This is a genomic window from Pseudoalteromonas neustonica (genome assembly GCF_001653135.1).
GTDB classification, from domain to species: domain Bacteria; phylum Pseudomonadota; class Gammaproteobacteria; order Enterobacterales; family Alteromonadaceae; genus Pseudoalteromonas; species Pseudoalteromonas neustonica.
The window spans coordinates 77,827-93,601 of record NZ_BDDS01000011.1; the positions used below are offsets into that span (position 1 = coordinate 77,827).

The following is a 15,775-nucleotide window of genomic DNA, read 5'->3' on the forward strand; positions in this document are numbered from 1 at the left end:
GTGGGCTATTTATATTATAAAAAATGAGATCTCTTAAACGTTTATAGAAACCTTAAAACACGGTAAACTACTCTTTTTATACACTCGAGTTATTTGCGAAATAAATTCATATGAATAAACATAAACAGCCACTGCGTATAGCGATTGTCGTTGGGGAACTCTCTGGTGATATTTTAGGCGAAGGCTTAATAAAAGCACTTAAAAAGCGCTACCCTAATGCCACTTTTGAAGGCATAGCAGGGCCTAAAATGCAGGCGCAAGGCTGCAAAAGCTTATTTGATATGGAAGAATTAGCCGTTATGGGCTTAGTTGAAGTGCTAGGTAGATTACCGCGGTTATTAAAAATTCGTAAGCAACTGGTACAGCATTTCATTGATAATAAACCGGATGTTTATATTGGTATTGATGCTCCTGACTTTAACCTTCGAGTTGAAAAACCGCTTAAAGACGCCGGCATTAAAACAATTCAATATGTGAGCCCATCAGTATGGGCGTGGCGTGAAAAACGCATTCATAAAATTAGCGCAGCAACTAACATGGTGTTGGCTTTATTACCGTTTGAAAAAGCGTTTTATGATAAACATAACGTCCCCTGTACTTTTGTTGGGCATACACTTGCTGATGATATCGCTCTTGAGCATGATGATAGCGCAGCACGTCAGCAGTTAGGTTTAAACCTCGATGATAAAGTATTGGCATTATTGCCCGGTAGTCGAGGCTCAGAAGTGGGCTTGCTTAGCGAAACGTATATAAAAACAGCTGTAGGGCTACAAGCAAAAAACCCGCTTTTAAAAGTTGTAGTGCCATTAGTGAACCCGCAACGTAAAGCGCAGTTTTCTACTATTTTAGCCGCCACAGCACCTAACTTAAACGTACAAATGCTCGATGGTCAATCTGATCTTGCTATGCAGGCAGCAGATGTAATACTCATAGCCTCTGGTACAGCAACCCTTGAGGGCATGTTGTATAAAAAGCCGATGGTTGTTGGGTATAAAATAAAAGCGATGAGTTACTGGATTTTTAAAACGCTGTTTACCTTCAATATCAAATATTTTTCCTTACCAAATTTACTCGCTGATGAAGCACTTGTGCCTGAGTTTATGCAACAAGACTGCACCATTGAAAACTTAACTAACGCGCTAGAGCCGATGCTAAACAGTGGCAATAGCGAACTCAAAGCACGCTTTTTAGCCATTCATCAACAAATACGCTTAAACGCCAGTGAGCAAGCTGCCACGGCTGTTGCGGAGATTATAAATGCAAATTGAACGACCAAATCTAGCGCTTATCGCGGGCGTTGATGAAGTAGGGCGCGGCCCATTGGTAGGAGATGTAGTCACTGCAGCGGTGATCCTCGATCCGACTAAACCGATTGCAGGTTTAGCTGATTCAAAAAAATTAACGGATAAGAAACGCCAAGCGCTTGCTATTGAGATTAAAGAAAAAGCGTTGTGTTGGTCAATTGGCCGTTGCAGTCCCACAGAGATTGACGAATTGAATATTCTCCAAGCCACGATGCTTGCCATGACGCGTGCGGTAGAGGGGTTAAGCACCGCACCTGAATTTGTGTTTGTTGATGGTAATCGCCTGCCAGCATTGGCTATGCCAGCGCAAGCGGTTGTCAAAGGAGATAGTTTAGTTGCCGAGATTTCCGCGGCGTCTATCATCGCTAAAGTAGCGCGCGATGACGAAATGATAGCGCTCGATAAACGCCACCCAGAGTATGGTTTTGCGGGGCATAAAGGCTATCCAACCAAGGCACACTTTGCCGCGCTTGAGCAATACGGTGCAATTGAAGAGCACCGAAAAAGTTTTAAACCAGTGCAACGTGTACTGGCAATGCAGGAGAAATAATGGCCGCTCCAGATTTTGTGCATTTACGGGTTCACTCAGACTTTTCGATGGTTGATGGTTTAGCCAAAACCAAACCAATTGTCGCCAAAGCGCAAGAGTTGCAACTACCCGCGTTGGCAATAACTGATCAAATGAACTTGTGTGGCTTAGTGCGTTTTTATGAAACATCGCACAACGCAGGCATTAAGCCCATCGTCGGTGCTGATTTTTGGCTACATAGCCCAGAGTTCCCTGAAGGGCCGTGTCGGTTGGTTATCTTAGCGAAAGATAATACCGGCTATAAAAACTTAACCTTATTAATATCTAAAGCGTATCAGCGCGGGCATTTATTTCACCGTCCAGTGATTGACCGTGACTGGCTTATTGAACACAAAGAAGGGCTTATATTACTTTCAGGTGCTAAAGATGGTGATTTAGGTAAGGCGCTATTAAAGGGCAACCCTACGATTGTAGAGTCAGTAGTGAGCTTTTATAAGCAGCATTTTAGTGATAACTATTACATTGAATTAGTGCGCACCAAGCGCGCACAAGAGGAAGAGTACCTCCATTTAGCGGTTGAGCTTGCCAGCATTGAGCAATTACCTGTTGTTGCTACTAACGAGGTGGTCTTTCTAAAGCCTGAAAACTTTGAAGCGCACGAAATACGCGTGGCCATTTTTGATGGCTATACGCTGGATGATAAACGCAGGCCAAAGCGCTTCTCCGAAGAGCAGTATTTAAAAACACCTGAACAAATGGCTGAGATTTTTAGCGATATTCCAGAAGCACTACAAAATACGGTAGAAATTGCAAAACGTTGCAATGTAACAGTACAACTAGGCACGTATTTCTTACCTGATTACCCAACAGGTTCACTGAAAATTGACGAGTTCTTAGTTAAAGTATCGCAAGATGGCCTAGAAGAACGGCTACTGTTTTTATTTCCTGATGAAGCAGAACGCGAAGAAAAACGCGTTGAATACGACGAGCGTTTGCAAATCGAACTCGATGTAATCAACCAAATGGGGTTCCCAGGCTACTTCTTGATCGTAATGGAATTCATCCAGTGGAGTAAAGATAATAACATCCCTGTAGGCCCAGGGCGTGGTTCAGGTGCCGGTTCATTAGTGGCCTACGCACTAAAAATCACTGATCTTGATCCACTCGAATTTGACTTGCTATTCGAGCGATTCTTAAATCCAGAACGTATTTCAATGCCGGATTTCGACGTCGATTTCTGTATGGATAGACGAGATGAAGTAATCGATCACGTATCAGCCTTATATGGGCGCGATGCGGTATCGCAAATTATTACTTTTGGCACCATGGCGGCCAAAGCGGTTATACGCGACGTTGGACGTGTGCTCGGTCATCCATATGGTTTTGTTGACCGTATATCGAAAATGATCCCAGGTGATCCAGGGATGACGCTCGCTAAAGCGTTTGATGTCGAGCCACGTTTACAAGAAGCCTACGATGGTGACTCTGAGGTAAAAGATCTCATTGATATGTGTCGCATCCTTGAAGGCTGTACACGTAACGCCGGTAAGCATGCCGGTGGTGTTGTTATATCACCAACCACCATTACCGACTTTGCTGCACTGTATTGTGATGACGAAGGTAAGTTTCCGGTTACTCAGTTTGATAAAAATGACGTAGAAACCGCAGGCTTGGTAAAATTTGACTTCTTAGGCCTTCGTACGCTCACCATTTTGCAATGGGCGGTTGATATGACCAATGTGCGCTTAGCCCGAGAGGGCAAAGAGCCAATAGATATCAACACCATAGAACTCAATGATAAAAAGAGCATTGAGTTATTGCTAAGAGCTGAAACGACCGCAGTATTCCAGCTTGAATCACGCGGTATGAAAGACTTAGTTAGGCGTTTAAAACCAGATTGCTTTGAAGATATGATAGCCTTGGTGGCTTTATTCCGCCCAGGGCCATTGCAATCGGGCATGGTAGATAACTTTATCGACCGAAAGCTCGGACGCGAAGAAATATCTTACCCTGATGCGCAATATCAGCACGAAAGTTTAAAGCCTATTTTGGAGCCAACTTACGGCATTATCTTGTATCAAGAACAAGTTATGCAAATTGCACAGGTATTGGCAGGTTACACCCTTGGTGGCGCCGATATGTTACGTCGTGCAATGGGTAAGAAAAAACCCGAAGAGATGGCCAAGCAGCGTTCAACCTTTGAAGATGGTGCACGAAATAACGGCATTGACGGCGAACTAGCAATTAAAATCTTCGATCTGGTAGAAAAATTCGCAGGTTATGGCTTCAATAAATCTCACTCTGCAGCTTATGCACTCGTGTCGTATCAAACGCTTTGGATGAAAACCCATTACCCAGCTGAATTTATGGCAGCGGTTATGTCAGCGGATATGGACAACACTGAAAAAATTGTCACCTTGGTGGATGAGTGTGAGAACATGAAACTCACTTTATTACCGCCAGATGTTAATGCAGGCGAATACAAATTTACGGTTAACCTCAAAGGGGAAATTGTTTATGGTATCGGTGCGATTAAAGGAGTGGGCGAGGCGCCAGTTGATGCGATATTAGAAGCGCGCGCTGAAGGCGGTCCATTTAAAGATCTTTTTGATTTTTGCGCACGTGTAGATTTAAAGCGTATAAATAAGCGTGTTACTGAAAAACTTATTTATGCTGGCGCTTTGGATCAACTTGGCCCGGAGAAAACACAGCCAGCACGCGCCACTTTATTAGCCAGCTTAAAAGACGCTATGCGCGCTGCTGATCAGCACAATAAAGCGGAGTCGTTAGGGCAAACTGATTTATTTGGCCTGCTAGCCACAGAGCCTGATGAAGTGGAACAAGCGTTTATAAAAGCGATACCACTGACTGATAATCAGTGGCTTGATGGAGAAAAGGAAACTCTAGGGCTTTATTTAACGGGTCATCCGATTAATCAGTACCGTAAAGAGCTAAAATACTACACCAGTGGGCGATTAGTAGACTTACAACCAACAAATCGAGACGTGCAATCAACCGCCGCAGGCCTAGTGATTGCAGCAAGAGTACTGGTAAATAAAAAGGGAAATCGCTGGGGACTTATAACTTTAGATGACAAGAGTGCCCGTATTGATGTACGCTTATTCCCAGAACAGTTTGAAATGTACCAAGATATGCTGCAAATCAACAATATCTTGGTAATATCCGGACAGGTCAGCTTTGATAACTTCTCCGGTGGCATTACAATGACCGCTAGAGATATATGCACGATAGCGCAAGCGCGAGAAAAACGTATAAAAGCGATTAAAATGACGCTGAATATGGTGCAAATCGACGCAAACTTTTTCGATAAGTTACAAAAAGTACTCGAACCTTATAAGTTTGGTACTTGTCCGATTAAGGTTTTCTATCAGCGTCCAGATGCGTTGGCCCAGTTAACCCTCGGGACAGAATGGTGTGTTACGCCAAGTGATGACTTAATTCATAAGTTATCGTTAATGGCGGCGCAAGATGTAGAACTAGAATTTAACTAATTAGGTAGTTTAGAGCATGAGCCTCAATTATCTTGATTTTGAGCTTCCAATTGCAGAATTAGAAGCAAAAATTGAAGAGTTACAAAATATAAGCCGCGCTGGCGAATTAAACCTTGAGTTAGAAGAGGAAGTCAGCCGATTAAAAGAGAAAAGTGCCCAGCAAAAAGAGGAAATATTCTCTAAGTTAGGTGCTTGGCAGGTTTCTCAGTTAGCCCGTCATCCGTTGCGTCCTTATACTCGTGATTATATCGAGCGTATTTTCACGGAATTTGATGAGTTTTCTGGCGATCGCACTTTTGCTAATGATCCCGCTATTCTTGGTGGTATTGCGCGTTTTGAAGGCCAACCAGTCATGGTTATTGGTCAACAAAAAGGACGAGATACTGCAGAGAAAATAAAGCGCAACTTTGGCATGCCAAAGCCTGAAGGTTACCGTAAAGCATTACGCTTAATGGAAATGGCTGAGCGTTTTAAAATGCCAATCATGACTTTCATTGATACGCCAGGCGCATACCCAGGTGTAGGCGCTGAAGAGCGTGGTCAATCAGAAGCAATTGCACGTAACCTTAAAGTAATGGCAGCATTAAAAGTGCCTACTATTTGTACGGTTATAGGTGAAGGCGGCTCAGGTGGTGCACTGGCAATTGGTGTTGGCGATCGTGTTAACATGTTGCAGTACAGCACTTACTCGGTTATTTCACCAGAGGGCTGCGCATCAATTCTATGGAAAAGTGCCGATAAAGCACCTCTTGCTGCAGAAGCGATGGGTGTAACCGCTGCACGTGTTAAAGAGCTTGATTTAATTAATAGTGTGGTAGATGAACCTCTTGGTGGTGCACATCGTAACTATGAAGCGATGGCTCGTAACCTTAAAGCTCAGCTTAAGCGTGATTTAAGTGATTTACAGGCATTGAGCCTTGATGAAATGCTTGATCAACGTTACAAACGTTTAATGTCATTTGGTTATTGTTAATTAATACCAAATTACTGAAAAAAGCCGCTTTTGCGGCTTTTTTGTTTTAAAATGTTTATCAGCTATCAGCTATCAGCTATCAGCTATCAGCTATCAGTAGCAAAGTAATCATTCACTTAGGCAGCGGTTTAATTCATGCATTCAACGTCTTTATATCAACAAGTAAAAAACGTCATAACACCTTATGTAGTTGAGCATAAAATCTCATTTACGGTGGCACTTTCTGGTGGCGTGGATTCAGTGGTATTACTGCATGTAATGAATGCGCTGAAAGCTGAAGTACCGCAATTGCAATTAAATGCCGTATATGTAAATCATGGTTTAAGTGAGTATGCTAATAACTGGCAGTCTTTCTGTAAAAAATTATGTGCAACACTGAATATTACTTTTTATCCAGCGCAAGTAAATATCGAAAACAAAGCCCGCACTAGTTTAGAAGAGCTCGCGCGTGATGCTCGCTATAAAGCACTTGATCACCATAGTCCCACAGGCAGTATTATTTTACTTGGGCAACATTTAAATGATCAACTAGAGACGTTCTTACTAAGATTAAAACGCGGCTCAGGGTTACAAGGTTTAGCCTCTATGCGACAAACTAGAACGCTTAATTCTGGTCGCATGTGCTTACGACCCTTGTTAAATGTTACGCGCCAGAATATTGAGCAATTTGCAGATGATTTTAACCTATCACACATTACAGATGACTCAAATTCAGATGAACGCTTCGATCGAAATTTTTTAAGAGGGAAAGTTGTACCCGTTTTATCGGAAAAATTTACAGGATTTGAAAAAAGCGCATCTCGTAGTATTTCGCTTTTGCAGCAACAGCAAGATGTGTTAGATGAATATACCCAATTAGATTTAGCACAATCTCAAAATGAGCATCGAGGATTAAGCTGTGAAAAGATGGGTGTATTTAGCCTGCCTCGTCAAGCGAACGTATTACGGTGTTGGCTTGGGCAGTTCACCCGTTTAATGCCTTCGCAAAAACAAACCCAGCAAATATTATTACAAGGTTTAACGGCGCAACGCGATGCGCAGCTATTGATTCAACTTGCAGAAGGTCAAGTACGTCGTCATCAAGGCTATTTGTACTTTGTTAATGAAAGTGTAACGGCCCAAAAAGAACAGTCAGTCACGAGTGATAATCAAAAGTTGTCTGACGGGTGTTATTTAATGTCATTTCGCGGAGAGGGAGTGAGATCACCATTTGCAGATGAGCAAGTAACTGTACGTTTTAATTGTCCGCAAGCGCGTATTAAGCCATTAAAAAAACCGGGCCATAATACGCTTAAGCATTGGTTTAAAGATGCTAAAGTTGCCCCTTGGTTACGTGCAAATATACCGCTTATTTTTTATAATGAACAATTAGTTTTTGTAGTAGGGCACTTTGTAAGTGCAGAACACTATGAACAAGAAGGTATATTTTGGAAGATAAAAATATGACGACACAACAGCCACACGTTGGCTTATCGTTAGTAAATAAAGCGCCGTTAGGACTTATAGTAACAGCAGTGATTGCAATTATTGCTACAGTTATGTTTGAACTAGACATCATAACGTTGGCTTACTCTATTGCTGGTGGCTTGATCTGCGCAATGATTTTAATTGCCTATTGGTTGGGGAAAGGCGGGTTATTCTTTATTGCGGGAGTGAGTATACCTTTGTTAATGGTGATAGTTATACCACTGACAACGATGGCCGCACTATTATATTTAATTAGTGGTTTCTTTTTTGGTTTTTGCTTAGCGTTATTAGGCTACAAAATATTCACTAAATAGTAAATTAAAGCCTAGAGGGGGAAGCTAGGCTTTTGGTTAGTTAATAGGCTTTAGCGCAATTTCGACCAGATGCTTTCGCTTTGTATAAGCCCTTATCTGCGCGTGCAAAAATTTCATTTTCGCAGTCTTGGCTATTGGCTAAAGTGAAACCAATACTGGTTGTTACTTCATATTGCTTCATTAAATTTGACTCAGTGACTAGGCGCATTACTCGCTGGGCAATGACTTTGTTGGTCGTAAACTCAGGGTCATCAATTAAAACTGCAAATTCATCGCCGCCAAAACGAAATACGCAATCAGTACCACGAATACTACTGCATAATACGCTAGAAAATTCTTGTAGCACATCGTCACCGGTTTTATGACCAAAATTATCATTTACTTGTTTAAAGTTATCTAAATCAAGCAACATTAAACTAAATGGGCGATGGTGACGGCGACAACGCTCTAACTTTTGCGCCAAAACATCATTAAATTGGCTGCGATTATTTAACCCTGTCAATGCATCTTTTGTTGCTAGCTTTAGTACGCGGTTATACATCAATGCATTACGTAAAGGATAAATTAATACGCTGTGTAAGCCTGCGAGTTTTTTTTCAATATTGCCAGTGAGTGGATATTGGCAAAAGTAAATTAACTGGCCTAAATGTTCGTTGTTAATATCTAAATCAAACGAATAAGGCGGTTTGCTATTATCACTGCTAGCGATTTGAGCAACCCCAAGAGAGGATTGAAACTGTAAGCCCGAAAAATTGATAATTTGCTTAGCGTAGTTTGCATAAATCGTCAAAAGCTCTTCTACATTTAGAGTCGTTTGTAATTTCTCTAGTAAACTGTGTAGAGCCGCGGGTTCATTTTTACGGTAGTGCTCTGCCGAAAACGGCAAAAACTCGCCCCGCGCTGAGACTCGTTGTGTCAAAATATGGACGTTTTCCATTGAATTCTCCCCCCAGGAGTTAGTTACTCACTTAACTAAGCTATTTTTGTGCCACAATTTCAAACTGGCTGAAAAACAGATAGTTGCTATAGTTAGAATAAGAACTGATGGATTTTTGACAGCAGCATCGCGAGGAGGCCTCATTGCAAACAGTATTAGCCCAAATATTTGGTTTGCTCCTTGGCGCTGTGGTGCTGGTTTGGCTATTTAAACGCGTAGGTTTACCGCCAATATTAGCTTATCTCGCTACGGGCGTGCTTGCAGGCAGTCATGGCATTGGCTGGATGGCACAAAGCCATGAGATCCACTTTATTGCAGAGCTTGGTATTGTTTTTTTATTATTTAGTTTAGGTCTAGAATTTTCACTGGGCCGATTAATGGCAATGCGTAATATTGTATTTGGTCTAGGGACCTTACAAGTTATTGTGACAAGCATTGTTCTGATGCTTGTTTTACTCTTACTGAATCTTTCGCTACTCACCAGTTTTACCATCGCGACATTAATGGCGCTTTCATCAACAGCTGTTGTTGTTAAGTTATTAAAAGAATCTGGCGATTTAAAAGAGCGGCGCGGGCAGCTTGCAATCGGTATGTTATTGTTTCAAGACATAGCCGTAGTCCCCCTTTTAATTATTTTACCTCTTTTGGCGCAAAGCAGTGGCTCAGAAGGCATTGCATTTGCGCTGATCATCGCACTTACTAAAGGAGCTTTTGTATGTGCATTATTATGGGCCATAGGCAAATGGATATTACCTAAGGTATTTAATGAAGTCGCTTTAATGCGTACGGACGAGCTATTTGTATTAACCACACTCGTGGTCGCTTTATTTGCTGCAGGGCTAACCTACCTATTTGGTTTATCGATGGCTTTAGGAGCATTTTTAGCAGGTATGATGCTGGGTGAAAGCCAATATCGACATCAATTAGAAGCCGATATTCGACCATTTCGCGATATTTTAATGGGATTGTTTTTTGTTACCGTGGGCATGCAGCTTGATATTTTATTTGTGCTTGGCGTGTGGTATTGGATCATTGCAGCATTGGCTTTAATGTTAGTGCTAAAAATAGGGGTGATCACATTACTTGCCCAACTAATGGGGGAGCGCAAACAAGATGCAATAGCCGCTGGCATTATGCTTTGGCAAATGGGGGAGTTTGGCTTTGTATTAATTGCACTGGCTACTAAGCATCAATTATTAGCTTTGGAGCATGCCTCATTTTTAATCGCAATAGCAGTGATGTCGATGGGTTTAACCCCGTATTTAATAGAACGTACACCATGGTTATTAAAGCAATTTGGTTTCTTAAAAATGCCTCGTAATAAATGGCAGCAAGAGCCGACGAGTAGTATTTTATATCGTAATCACGTAGTTATTTGCGGGTTTTCTCGGGTTGGCCAAACAATAGCACGATTTTTAAAGCCTGAAGCGATCGAATATGTTGCCATCGAACGCAACCCAATACTCGTACAAGAAACTAAAGTAGCAGGCGAACCAATTATATTTGGCCATGTAAAACAAAAAGATATTTTAAAATCAGCAGGAGTAGAGCATGCACGTTTAGTGATTATAACATTCACTGATTTTGAACAAACCCAAGTGGTTATTGATGCGATTAAACAAATAGCGCCTACGGTAAAAATTTTAGTCCGCATGCGAGATGACAGCCAGCTAGAGGCACTTAAAGAGCTAGGTGTAACAGAAGTTGTGCCCGAAACGCTCGAAGCCAGCTTAATGTTAGTATCGCATGTTTTGTACATGTCAGGTGTGCCGATGACACGAATTGTGCGCCGAGTGAGTAAAGAACGACGTAATCGTTATCAGTTTTTACATGGTTTTTTTGCAGGTGATAAATTTGATAGCGAAGAAACTAATGCAGATCGCTTAGAATACCTACATGTTATCGCGTTACCTGAAAACGCCTTTGCGGTAGATAAAAACATCAGCGAACTTAATCTCGAAAAGCGCAAAGTGTCGGTACGTGCATTACGCCGTCAAGACCGAGAAATAGACACGCCATCAGTAAAAACGATTTTACTCGCAGGCGATATATTAGTGTTACAAGGCAAGCCACGCAGGGTAGAACGAGTTGAACGTTATATTCTAGACGGCAGTGAGTAGCTAAGCGTATAGAGCAGCTATAATACCCAAATATTAAGCCCCGCGAACGCTGAGTCCTGCATCATGAGGTGACTTGGGTATAAGTTGTAGCCTGAATAGAGAGTCGTGGGCTAATCTAATTCTAAAAACTCACGTATTTGTGGTAACTTTTCTAAACCGTCTTTATAACCAATATCAATTAAGTGTTGGGTATAGCGTTTTTCAAAAAGTAAGTAGCTGGTTAAACTCGATTGTGAACGTTTTTTAACCCCAATCATACGCAATAAAATCTTAATAGGCAGTGGCATATCGTCATAATATTGCGCTGCAATCGCATTAAAGTTTTCTGATGGATTGATCACGTAAGAATCAATTTGTTTTAGTTCTTGATGTTTATCACGCCCGGGTAAAAGCCCCAAAGTACGATTGATCCGTTCAAGTCGCTCAAGGTCCGATTGCAATGTATCGGTAAATACACTATCGAGTAAGTGGCCAGCAATAGACGACAACCCCGGATAGTGTGGTAAATAACCCGGAGGGTGCAACTCTTTCGGTTGATCAACACCAATAATAAATATTTTTTCAGCGCCAAGGTGTACGCATGGACTCAGAGGTGAAAGCTGGTGGATAGAGCCATCACCAAAGTAATGGTTTTGTACATTTACACTCGGGAACACCATAGGTATAGCACTCGACGCCATTAAATGCTCAACATTAATACGCGTAGCTTTACCTTCACGCTTAGCACGTTGCCAAGGTAATTGCGTATTAGATTGAAAAAATGCAACAGAATCGCCCGTTGTATAACTTGATGCTGTAATAGATAAAGCATCTAAATAATTGCGGTGTAAGTTACGTTCAATACGGTTTAAATCTAAAATATCGTTAAGTAAATTACGTAAAGGCTGACTGTTTAATAAGCTCGCAGGGGGATGATTTATATGCTCAGACTGAAAACTAGTGAGCATGTTGCGTGTTATATGCCCAAAAACACTGATAAAGTCACTTTTATACACCATAGAAGTAGAAAAGTTTTTCCATACAGAATCAAGCTTTCGTACCGCCAAGTGTGCACATGAAGCATAACTAGCTAAAGCTGCAGAATTAATAGCCCCTGCGGAGGTGCCATTTATAATCGTAAAAGGTAAAGGCGCTGTACGAGGCATGCTTTGCGCGAGCGCTTTAAGCACGCCCACTTGGTACGCTGCGCGTGCGCCACCACCGGTTAATAATAGTGCGATTTTAGGTTTATCTTTATTGACTTGCTTGATTCTCATAATTGCAATTAAACTGTTGACCGTCTTTACTTTATTTATTAACTGTAAGTCTTTAAGCTAGAAGAATCAAAGGATACCTTAGTGATAGTAAATTTTTTATCATTAAGTTGTGAATTATAATCACTTAGGTAACTCTAAGTGAGATAAACGTGCATTTTAATTTTTATGGAGTTCGTATGTCAGATCAATCAACACCGCCAGATATCGAAAAACGTCCACCAAACAACAACTTACTCTTTGCTGCTGTAATACTGGTTATTATTTTATGCGCCGGAGCATTTGTATTATTGAGCTCTGATGAGCAGCCTCAACCCATTGTAGAAGTCACTCCCACAGCACAGCCTATACAAGAATATCAAACAGTTGAGGAACCACAGCCTCAAATTGAACAAATTGAACCGCCAGCAGCTCAGCCGCAGGTAGAGCGTCCACCAACACGTAATGTTGAACCCGCGCCAGTAGTAGCACCTCTTCCATCATTAAATGAAAGTGACGCTGTAGTGGTTGCGCGCATAGATGATTACTTAAGTGATCAAGCAATGGGCTTACTACTAACAGACGATGTAATACGTCGTGCTGTTGTATTTATAGATAACTTAGCAAAAGGCAAAGTAGCGGTTAAACATGCGCCAGTAGAGCGTCCACAAGATGGTTTTAGCGTGATGGAAGGTGACATTCTCACTATCGACCCAAACAGTTACGAGCGATACACGCCGTATGTAAAAGTATTTACCAGTATGAGCGCGGCACAAATTGTGCGTTTGTATGATGAATATAAACCACTCATTAATGACGCGTACACCGAAATTGGCTATTCAGGTGATGCATTTAATCAAACACTTCAAGAAGCCATTGATTTATTACTAGATACACCAGAGCCAAAAGGTGACATGCCGTTACTGAGAAATTCAGTAACGTACCAGTACGCTTACTCTGAATGGGAACGTTTACCCGCAGCGCAAAAGCAATTATTGCGCATGGGCCCTGAAAACATGAAAAAGGTAAAAGCAGTATTACGTAACGTTCAAAAAGAGCTAGATAACCAGTAAGCTTGATAAAGTAGCTTAAAAAACAGTGCGATTGTATGTTTAACACGCAATCGCACTTTCTTTTTGTGTTTACCCTTGAATAACACAGCAAAAGTAGCGATAATCTCTCCCGCGCCAACCAAGGCCCTCAATGGTAGTCTTATTGGTCCTCTCGCAACACTAGCAGGCGAACCTGGTCAGGCCCGGAAGGGAGCAGCCACAGTTTGTGACGTGTGTGCCGAGATGTGGCTGGTAAGACTGCCACCCAAATTCCTCATTTGGGTGTTGTAAATTTCCTTTTTCATACTATCTAAAATTACCAATACTATTTTCTCATATTGCGCTTTTGGTAAATCCTCGTCAAAATTGTAATGGCATCATTTTTAATCAAATAGGCGTGCTTTTTCATCATACCTTTGCCGTGAAGTGAACATTGATAAAGTTTAAAATATTTTACTTAATGGACTAATTACACCGTTCGCTCCTTGCTGTAAAACATGGGTATATATTTGCGTTGTTTTGACATCTGAATAGCCAAGCTGAGCTTGAACTGTTCTGATATCGGCACCACTTTGCAATAGATGCGTTGCAAATGAATGGCGTAAGGTATGCGGTGTTATTATTTTTGTTAATCCCGATTTTTGAACGGCTTTTTTTATTTCTTTTCTTATACACGAATGATGAAAATGATGTCGTCTTATTTCACCACTTTGAGGATCTGTGCTTAATATATGTGAGGGAAATAAATACTGCCACGCAAGTGATTTTGAGGCAGAAGGATATTTTTTTGTTAAGGCATAAGGCATCCATACGCCAGTATATTCCGTATTATTTAAATCAAGTTTTAGATAGTCATCAACCTGCAGAATTTGATTTCTCAGCATAGGAATTAGCTCGGTGGCCAATGTTACAATACGGTGTTTATTACCTTTGCCATTCCATACTTGAATACACTTGTAATCAAAATCAATATCTTTCACTCTTAATTGTACCGCTTCCATTACTCTTAAACCACTCCCGTACATAAGGCTTGCAATAAGGTAATAACGCTTATTTAAATGAGTCATAAGCAGCTTAACTTCTTCTGGCGTCATAACTACAGGTAGTTTTGCTTGTTTTTTACTGCGAGCAAAATTTAAGTTTAACGACAGCTCTTTTTTATTATGTGCTTGTATAGAAATGACAATGAATTGAGTGCCGTGGCTTGCGTTCGTGGTGCAACGTTTTGTTTTAACACTAAGTGTTCTAGATAGCGTTCGACTTCATTGTCTCCCATTGAGGCGGGGTGGCGCTTATCATGAAAATGGATATAAGATGCAATCCATCTCAGGTAGGTGTCCACGGTACGTAATGAATACTGACGTACCAACATATAATCAGCGATATAATTTAAAAATGGAGAGCGCGTTTTCATGTCATCACCAATATCGATTGCTGTATAAATATACAGTCTGGTGTTTTGCTCCCATATTCAAGAAAAAGAGCGTCGAGCGTATTTTCTTTTTCTGATTATATTTAGTACCAAGAAATAATTATAGCTAGCAATGGGTTAAGTTATTTGTTAAAAAAGACTTATTAAATACATGAGCGTGACTTCGGCAGAAATATGCGCGACGCGCGCACTATAAAATTGTTGAACTAAGCCGCTACGCGGAGATCCTATTCTGACCATTTGAGCCACACTTACCTTGGGGTTATCCCATAACTTGGAGGTAAGTCATGAATACACTCATTGAACAAGTCAAAACAGAAATAACCTTTCGAGGTTATTCACAAAGTACATGTAAAAGCTACTGTGAACATTTACTAAAACTCAGTTATTATTTTAATAAACCGCTCGATTCGATTACTGATGACGAGCTTAACGCCTTTTTTAACGATCCCGCTATTCGTAAACTTTCTAGAGCAAGCCAAAAAGTACAGATAAACAGCATTTGGTTCTTGTTTAAGAATATTTTACATCGCCCACTGAACTTAGATATTGCACTGCCAAAAGCGAAATTGCGCGCACCCACGTATTTATCGCGTGATGATATGCAGCGACTTATAGAAAGCTGCACTGACATGCGATTGAAAACGTTAATAGCGGTGTGTTATGGCTGTGGTTTACGTATTAACGAACTGCTGCGCATCAAAGTGCAAGACATCGATGGACAGCGTAAAACCATTTTAATTGAACATGGTAAAGGAGATAAATCGCGTTACGTAGTTGTATCAGATAGTGTACTGAATCAATTACGTTGTTACTGGAAAATGTATCACCCAACGGGTTGGATGTTTTACTCGCGATTGTTAATGGATAAACCTATGTCAGCATCGACCTTCAGGAAGCCAT

At 41.1% G+C, this 15,775-nt stretch carries 11 protein-coding genes, 1 other RNA gene and 1 pseudogene; 10 read left to right on the forward strand and 3 right to left on the reverse strand.

Features of this window, described 5'->3' with window-relative positions:
- Nucleotides 1-110: 110 nt before the first annotated feature.
- The 6 genes from lpxB to A7967_RS15340 all read left to right on the forward strand — a co-directional run bounded on the left by lpxB (nt 111) and on the right by A7967_RS15340 (nt 8,099).
- Nucleotides 111-1,268, forward strand: coding sequence for a lipid-A-disaccharide synthase (gene lpxB / locus A7967_RS15315; protein WP_054205991.1), 1,158 nt, complete (start codon nt 111-113; stop codon nt 1,266-1,268).
- Nucleotides 1,258-1,854 (forward strand): ribonuclease HII, encoded by a 597-nt coding sequence (rnhB, locus tag A7967_RS15320; protein WP_054205990.1) that lies wholly within the window; start codon nt 1,258-1,260, stop codon nt 1,852-1,854. Before lpxB ends, rnhB begins: the two co-directional genes overlap by 11 nt.
- A complete protein-coding gene (gene dnaE / locus A7967_RS15325) occupies nt 1,854-5,345 on the forward strand; it encodes a DNA polymerase III subunit alpha (protein WP_054205989.1) in 3,492 nt (1,163 codons plus the stop codon). Before rnhB ends, dnaE begins: the two co-directional genes overlap by 1 nt.
- Nucleotides 5,346-5,361: 16 nt before the next feature.
- Complete coding sequence (gene accA / locus A7967_RS15330; protein ID WP_054205988.1) at nt 5,362-6,318, forward strand: acetyl-CoA carboxylase carboxyl transferase subunit alpha; 957 nt, start codon at nt 5,362-5,364, stop codon at nt 6,316-6,318.
- Nucleotides 6,319-6,453: 135 nt separating this feature from the next.
- Nucleotides 6,454-7,764, forward strand: coding sequence for a tRNA lysidine(34) synthetase TilS (tilS, locus tag A7967_RS15335; protein WP_064435837.1), 1,311 nt, complete (start codon nt 6,454-6,456; stop codon nt 7,762-7,764).
- Entirely contained in the window at nt 7,761-8,099 is a 339-nt protein-coding gene (locus A7967_RS15340; RefSeq protein WP_054206053.1) for a hypothetical protein, read from the forward strand. The genes tilS and A7967_RS15340 overlap by 4 nt, the downstream gene beginning before the upstream one ends.
- Before the next feature lie 40 nt (nt 8,100-8,139).
- Here A7967_RS15340 and A7967_RS15345 read toward each other — a convergent pair whose 3' ends face one another.
- Nucleotides 8,140-9,036 (reverse strand): GGDEF domain-containing protein, encoded by an 897-nt coding sequence (locus A7967_RS15345; RefSeq protein WP_054205986.1) that lies wholly within the window; start codon nt 9,034-9,036, stop codon nt 8,140-8,142.
- Nucleotides 9,037-9,179: 143 nt separating this feature from the next.
- Here A7967_RS15345 and A7967_RS15350 point away from each other — a divergent pair, with 143 nt between their 5' ends.
- Nucleotides 9,180-11,156 (forward strand): monovalent cation:proton antiporter family protein, encoded by a 1,977-nt coding sequence (locus tag A7967_RS15350; RefSeq protein ID WP_054205985.1) that lies wholly within the window; start codon nt 9,180-9,182, stop codon nt 11,154-11,156.
- 110 nt (nt 11,157-11,266) lie between these two features.
- Here A7967_RS15350 and A7967_RS15355 read toward each other — a convergent pair whose 3' ends face one another.
- The gene (locus A7967_RS15355; RefSeq protein ID WP_054205984.1) at nt 11,267-12,412 is read right to left on the reverse strand and encodes a patatin-like phospholipase family protein; all 1,146 of its coding nucleotides are present in this window, start codon (nt 12,410-12,412) and stop codon (nt 11,267-11,269) included.
- A 176-nt stretch (nt 12,413-12,588) separates the two neighbouring features.
- Between A7967_RS15355 and A7967_RS15360 the strand changes: the two genes are divergently transcribed.
- Nucleotides 12,589-13,461: a DUF3014 domain-containing protein gene (locus tag A7967_RS15360; RefSeq protein ID WP_054205983.1), complete on the forward strand. Its 873-nt coding sequence runs from the start codon at nt 12,589-12,591 to the stop codon at nt 13,459-13,461.
- 140 nt (nt 13,462-13,601) lie between these two features.
- Nucleotides 13,602-13,698: signal recognition particle sRNA small type (gene ffs / locus A7967_RS15365), an RNA gene on the forward strand.
- Nucleotides 13,699-13,883: 185 nt separating this feature from the next.
- Here the strand turns inward: ffs and A7967_RS15370 are convergent.
- Nucleotides 13,884-14,854, reverse strand: a pseudogene (locus tag A7967_RS15370) (integron integrase).
- 305 nt (nt 14,855-15,159) lie between these two features.
- Between A7967_RS15370 and A7967_RS15375 the strand changes: the two are divergent.
- A partial coding sequence (locus A7967_RS15375) for a tyrosine-type recombinase/integrase (protein ID WP_064435838.1) occupies nt 15,160-15,775 on the forward strand: 616 nt, incomplete at its 3' end.

Bases quoted from the DNA above. Each gene is read 5' to 3' on its own strand.
- lpxB (WP_054205991.1), top strand. From the start codon at position 111: ATGAATAAACATAAACAGCCACTGCGTATAGCGATTGTCGTTGGGGAA.
- rnhB (WP_054205990.1), top strand. From the start codon at position 1,258: ATGCAAATTGAACGACCAAATCTAGCGCTTATCGCGGGCGTTGATGAA.
- dnaE (WP_054205989.1), top strand. From the start codon at position 1,854: ATGGCCGCTCCAGATTTTGTGCATTTACGGGTTCACTCAGACTTTTCG.
- accA (WP_054205988.1), top strand. From the start codon at position 5,362: ATGAGCCTCAATTATCTTGATTTTGAGCTTCCAATTGCAGAATTAGAA.
- tilS (WP_064435837.1), top strand. From the start codon at position 6,454: ATGCATTCAACGTCTTTATATCAACAAGTAAAAAACGTCATAACACCT.
- A7967_RS15340 (WP_054206053.1), top strand. From the start codon at position 7,761: ATGACGACACAACAGCCACACGTTGGCTTATCGTTAGTAAATAAAGCG.
- A7967_RS15345 (WP_054205986.1), bottom strand. From the start codon at position 9,036: ATGGAAAACGTCCATATTTTGACACAACGAGTCTCAGCGCGGGGCGAG.
- A7967_RS15355 (WP_054205984.1), bottom strand. From the start codon at position 12,412: ATGAGAATCAAGCAAGTCAATAAAGATAAACCTAAAATCGCACTATTA.
- A7967_RS15360 (WP_054205983.1), top strand. From the start codon at position 12,589: ATGTCAGATCAATCAACACCGCCAGATATCGAAAAACGTCCACCAAAC.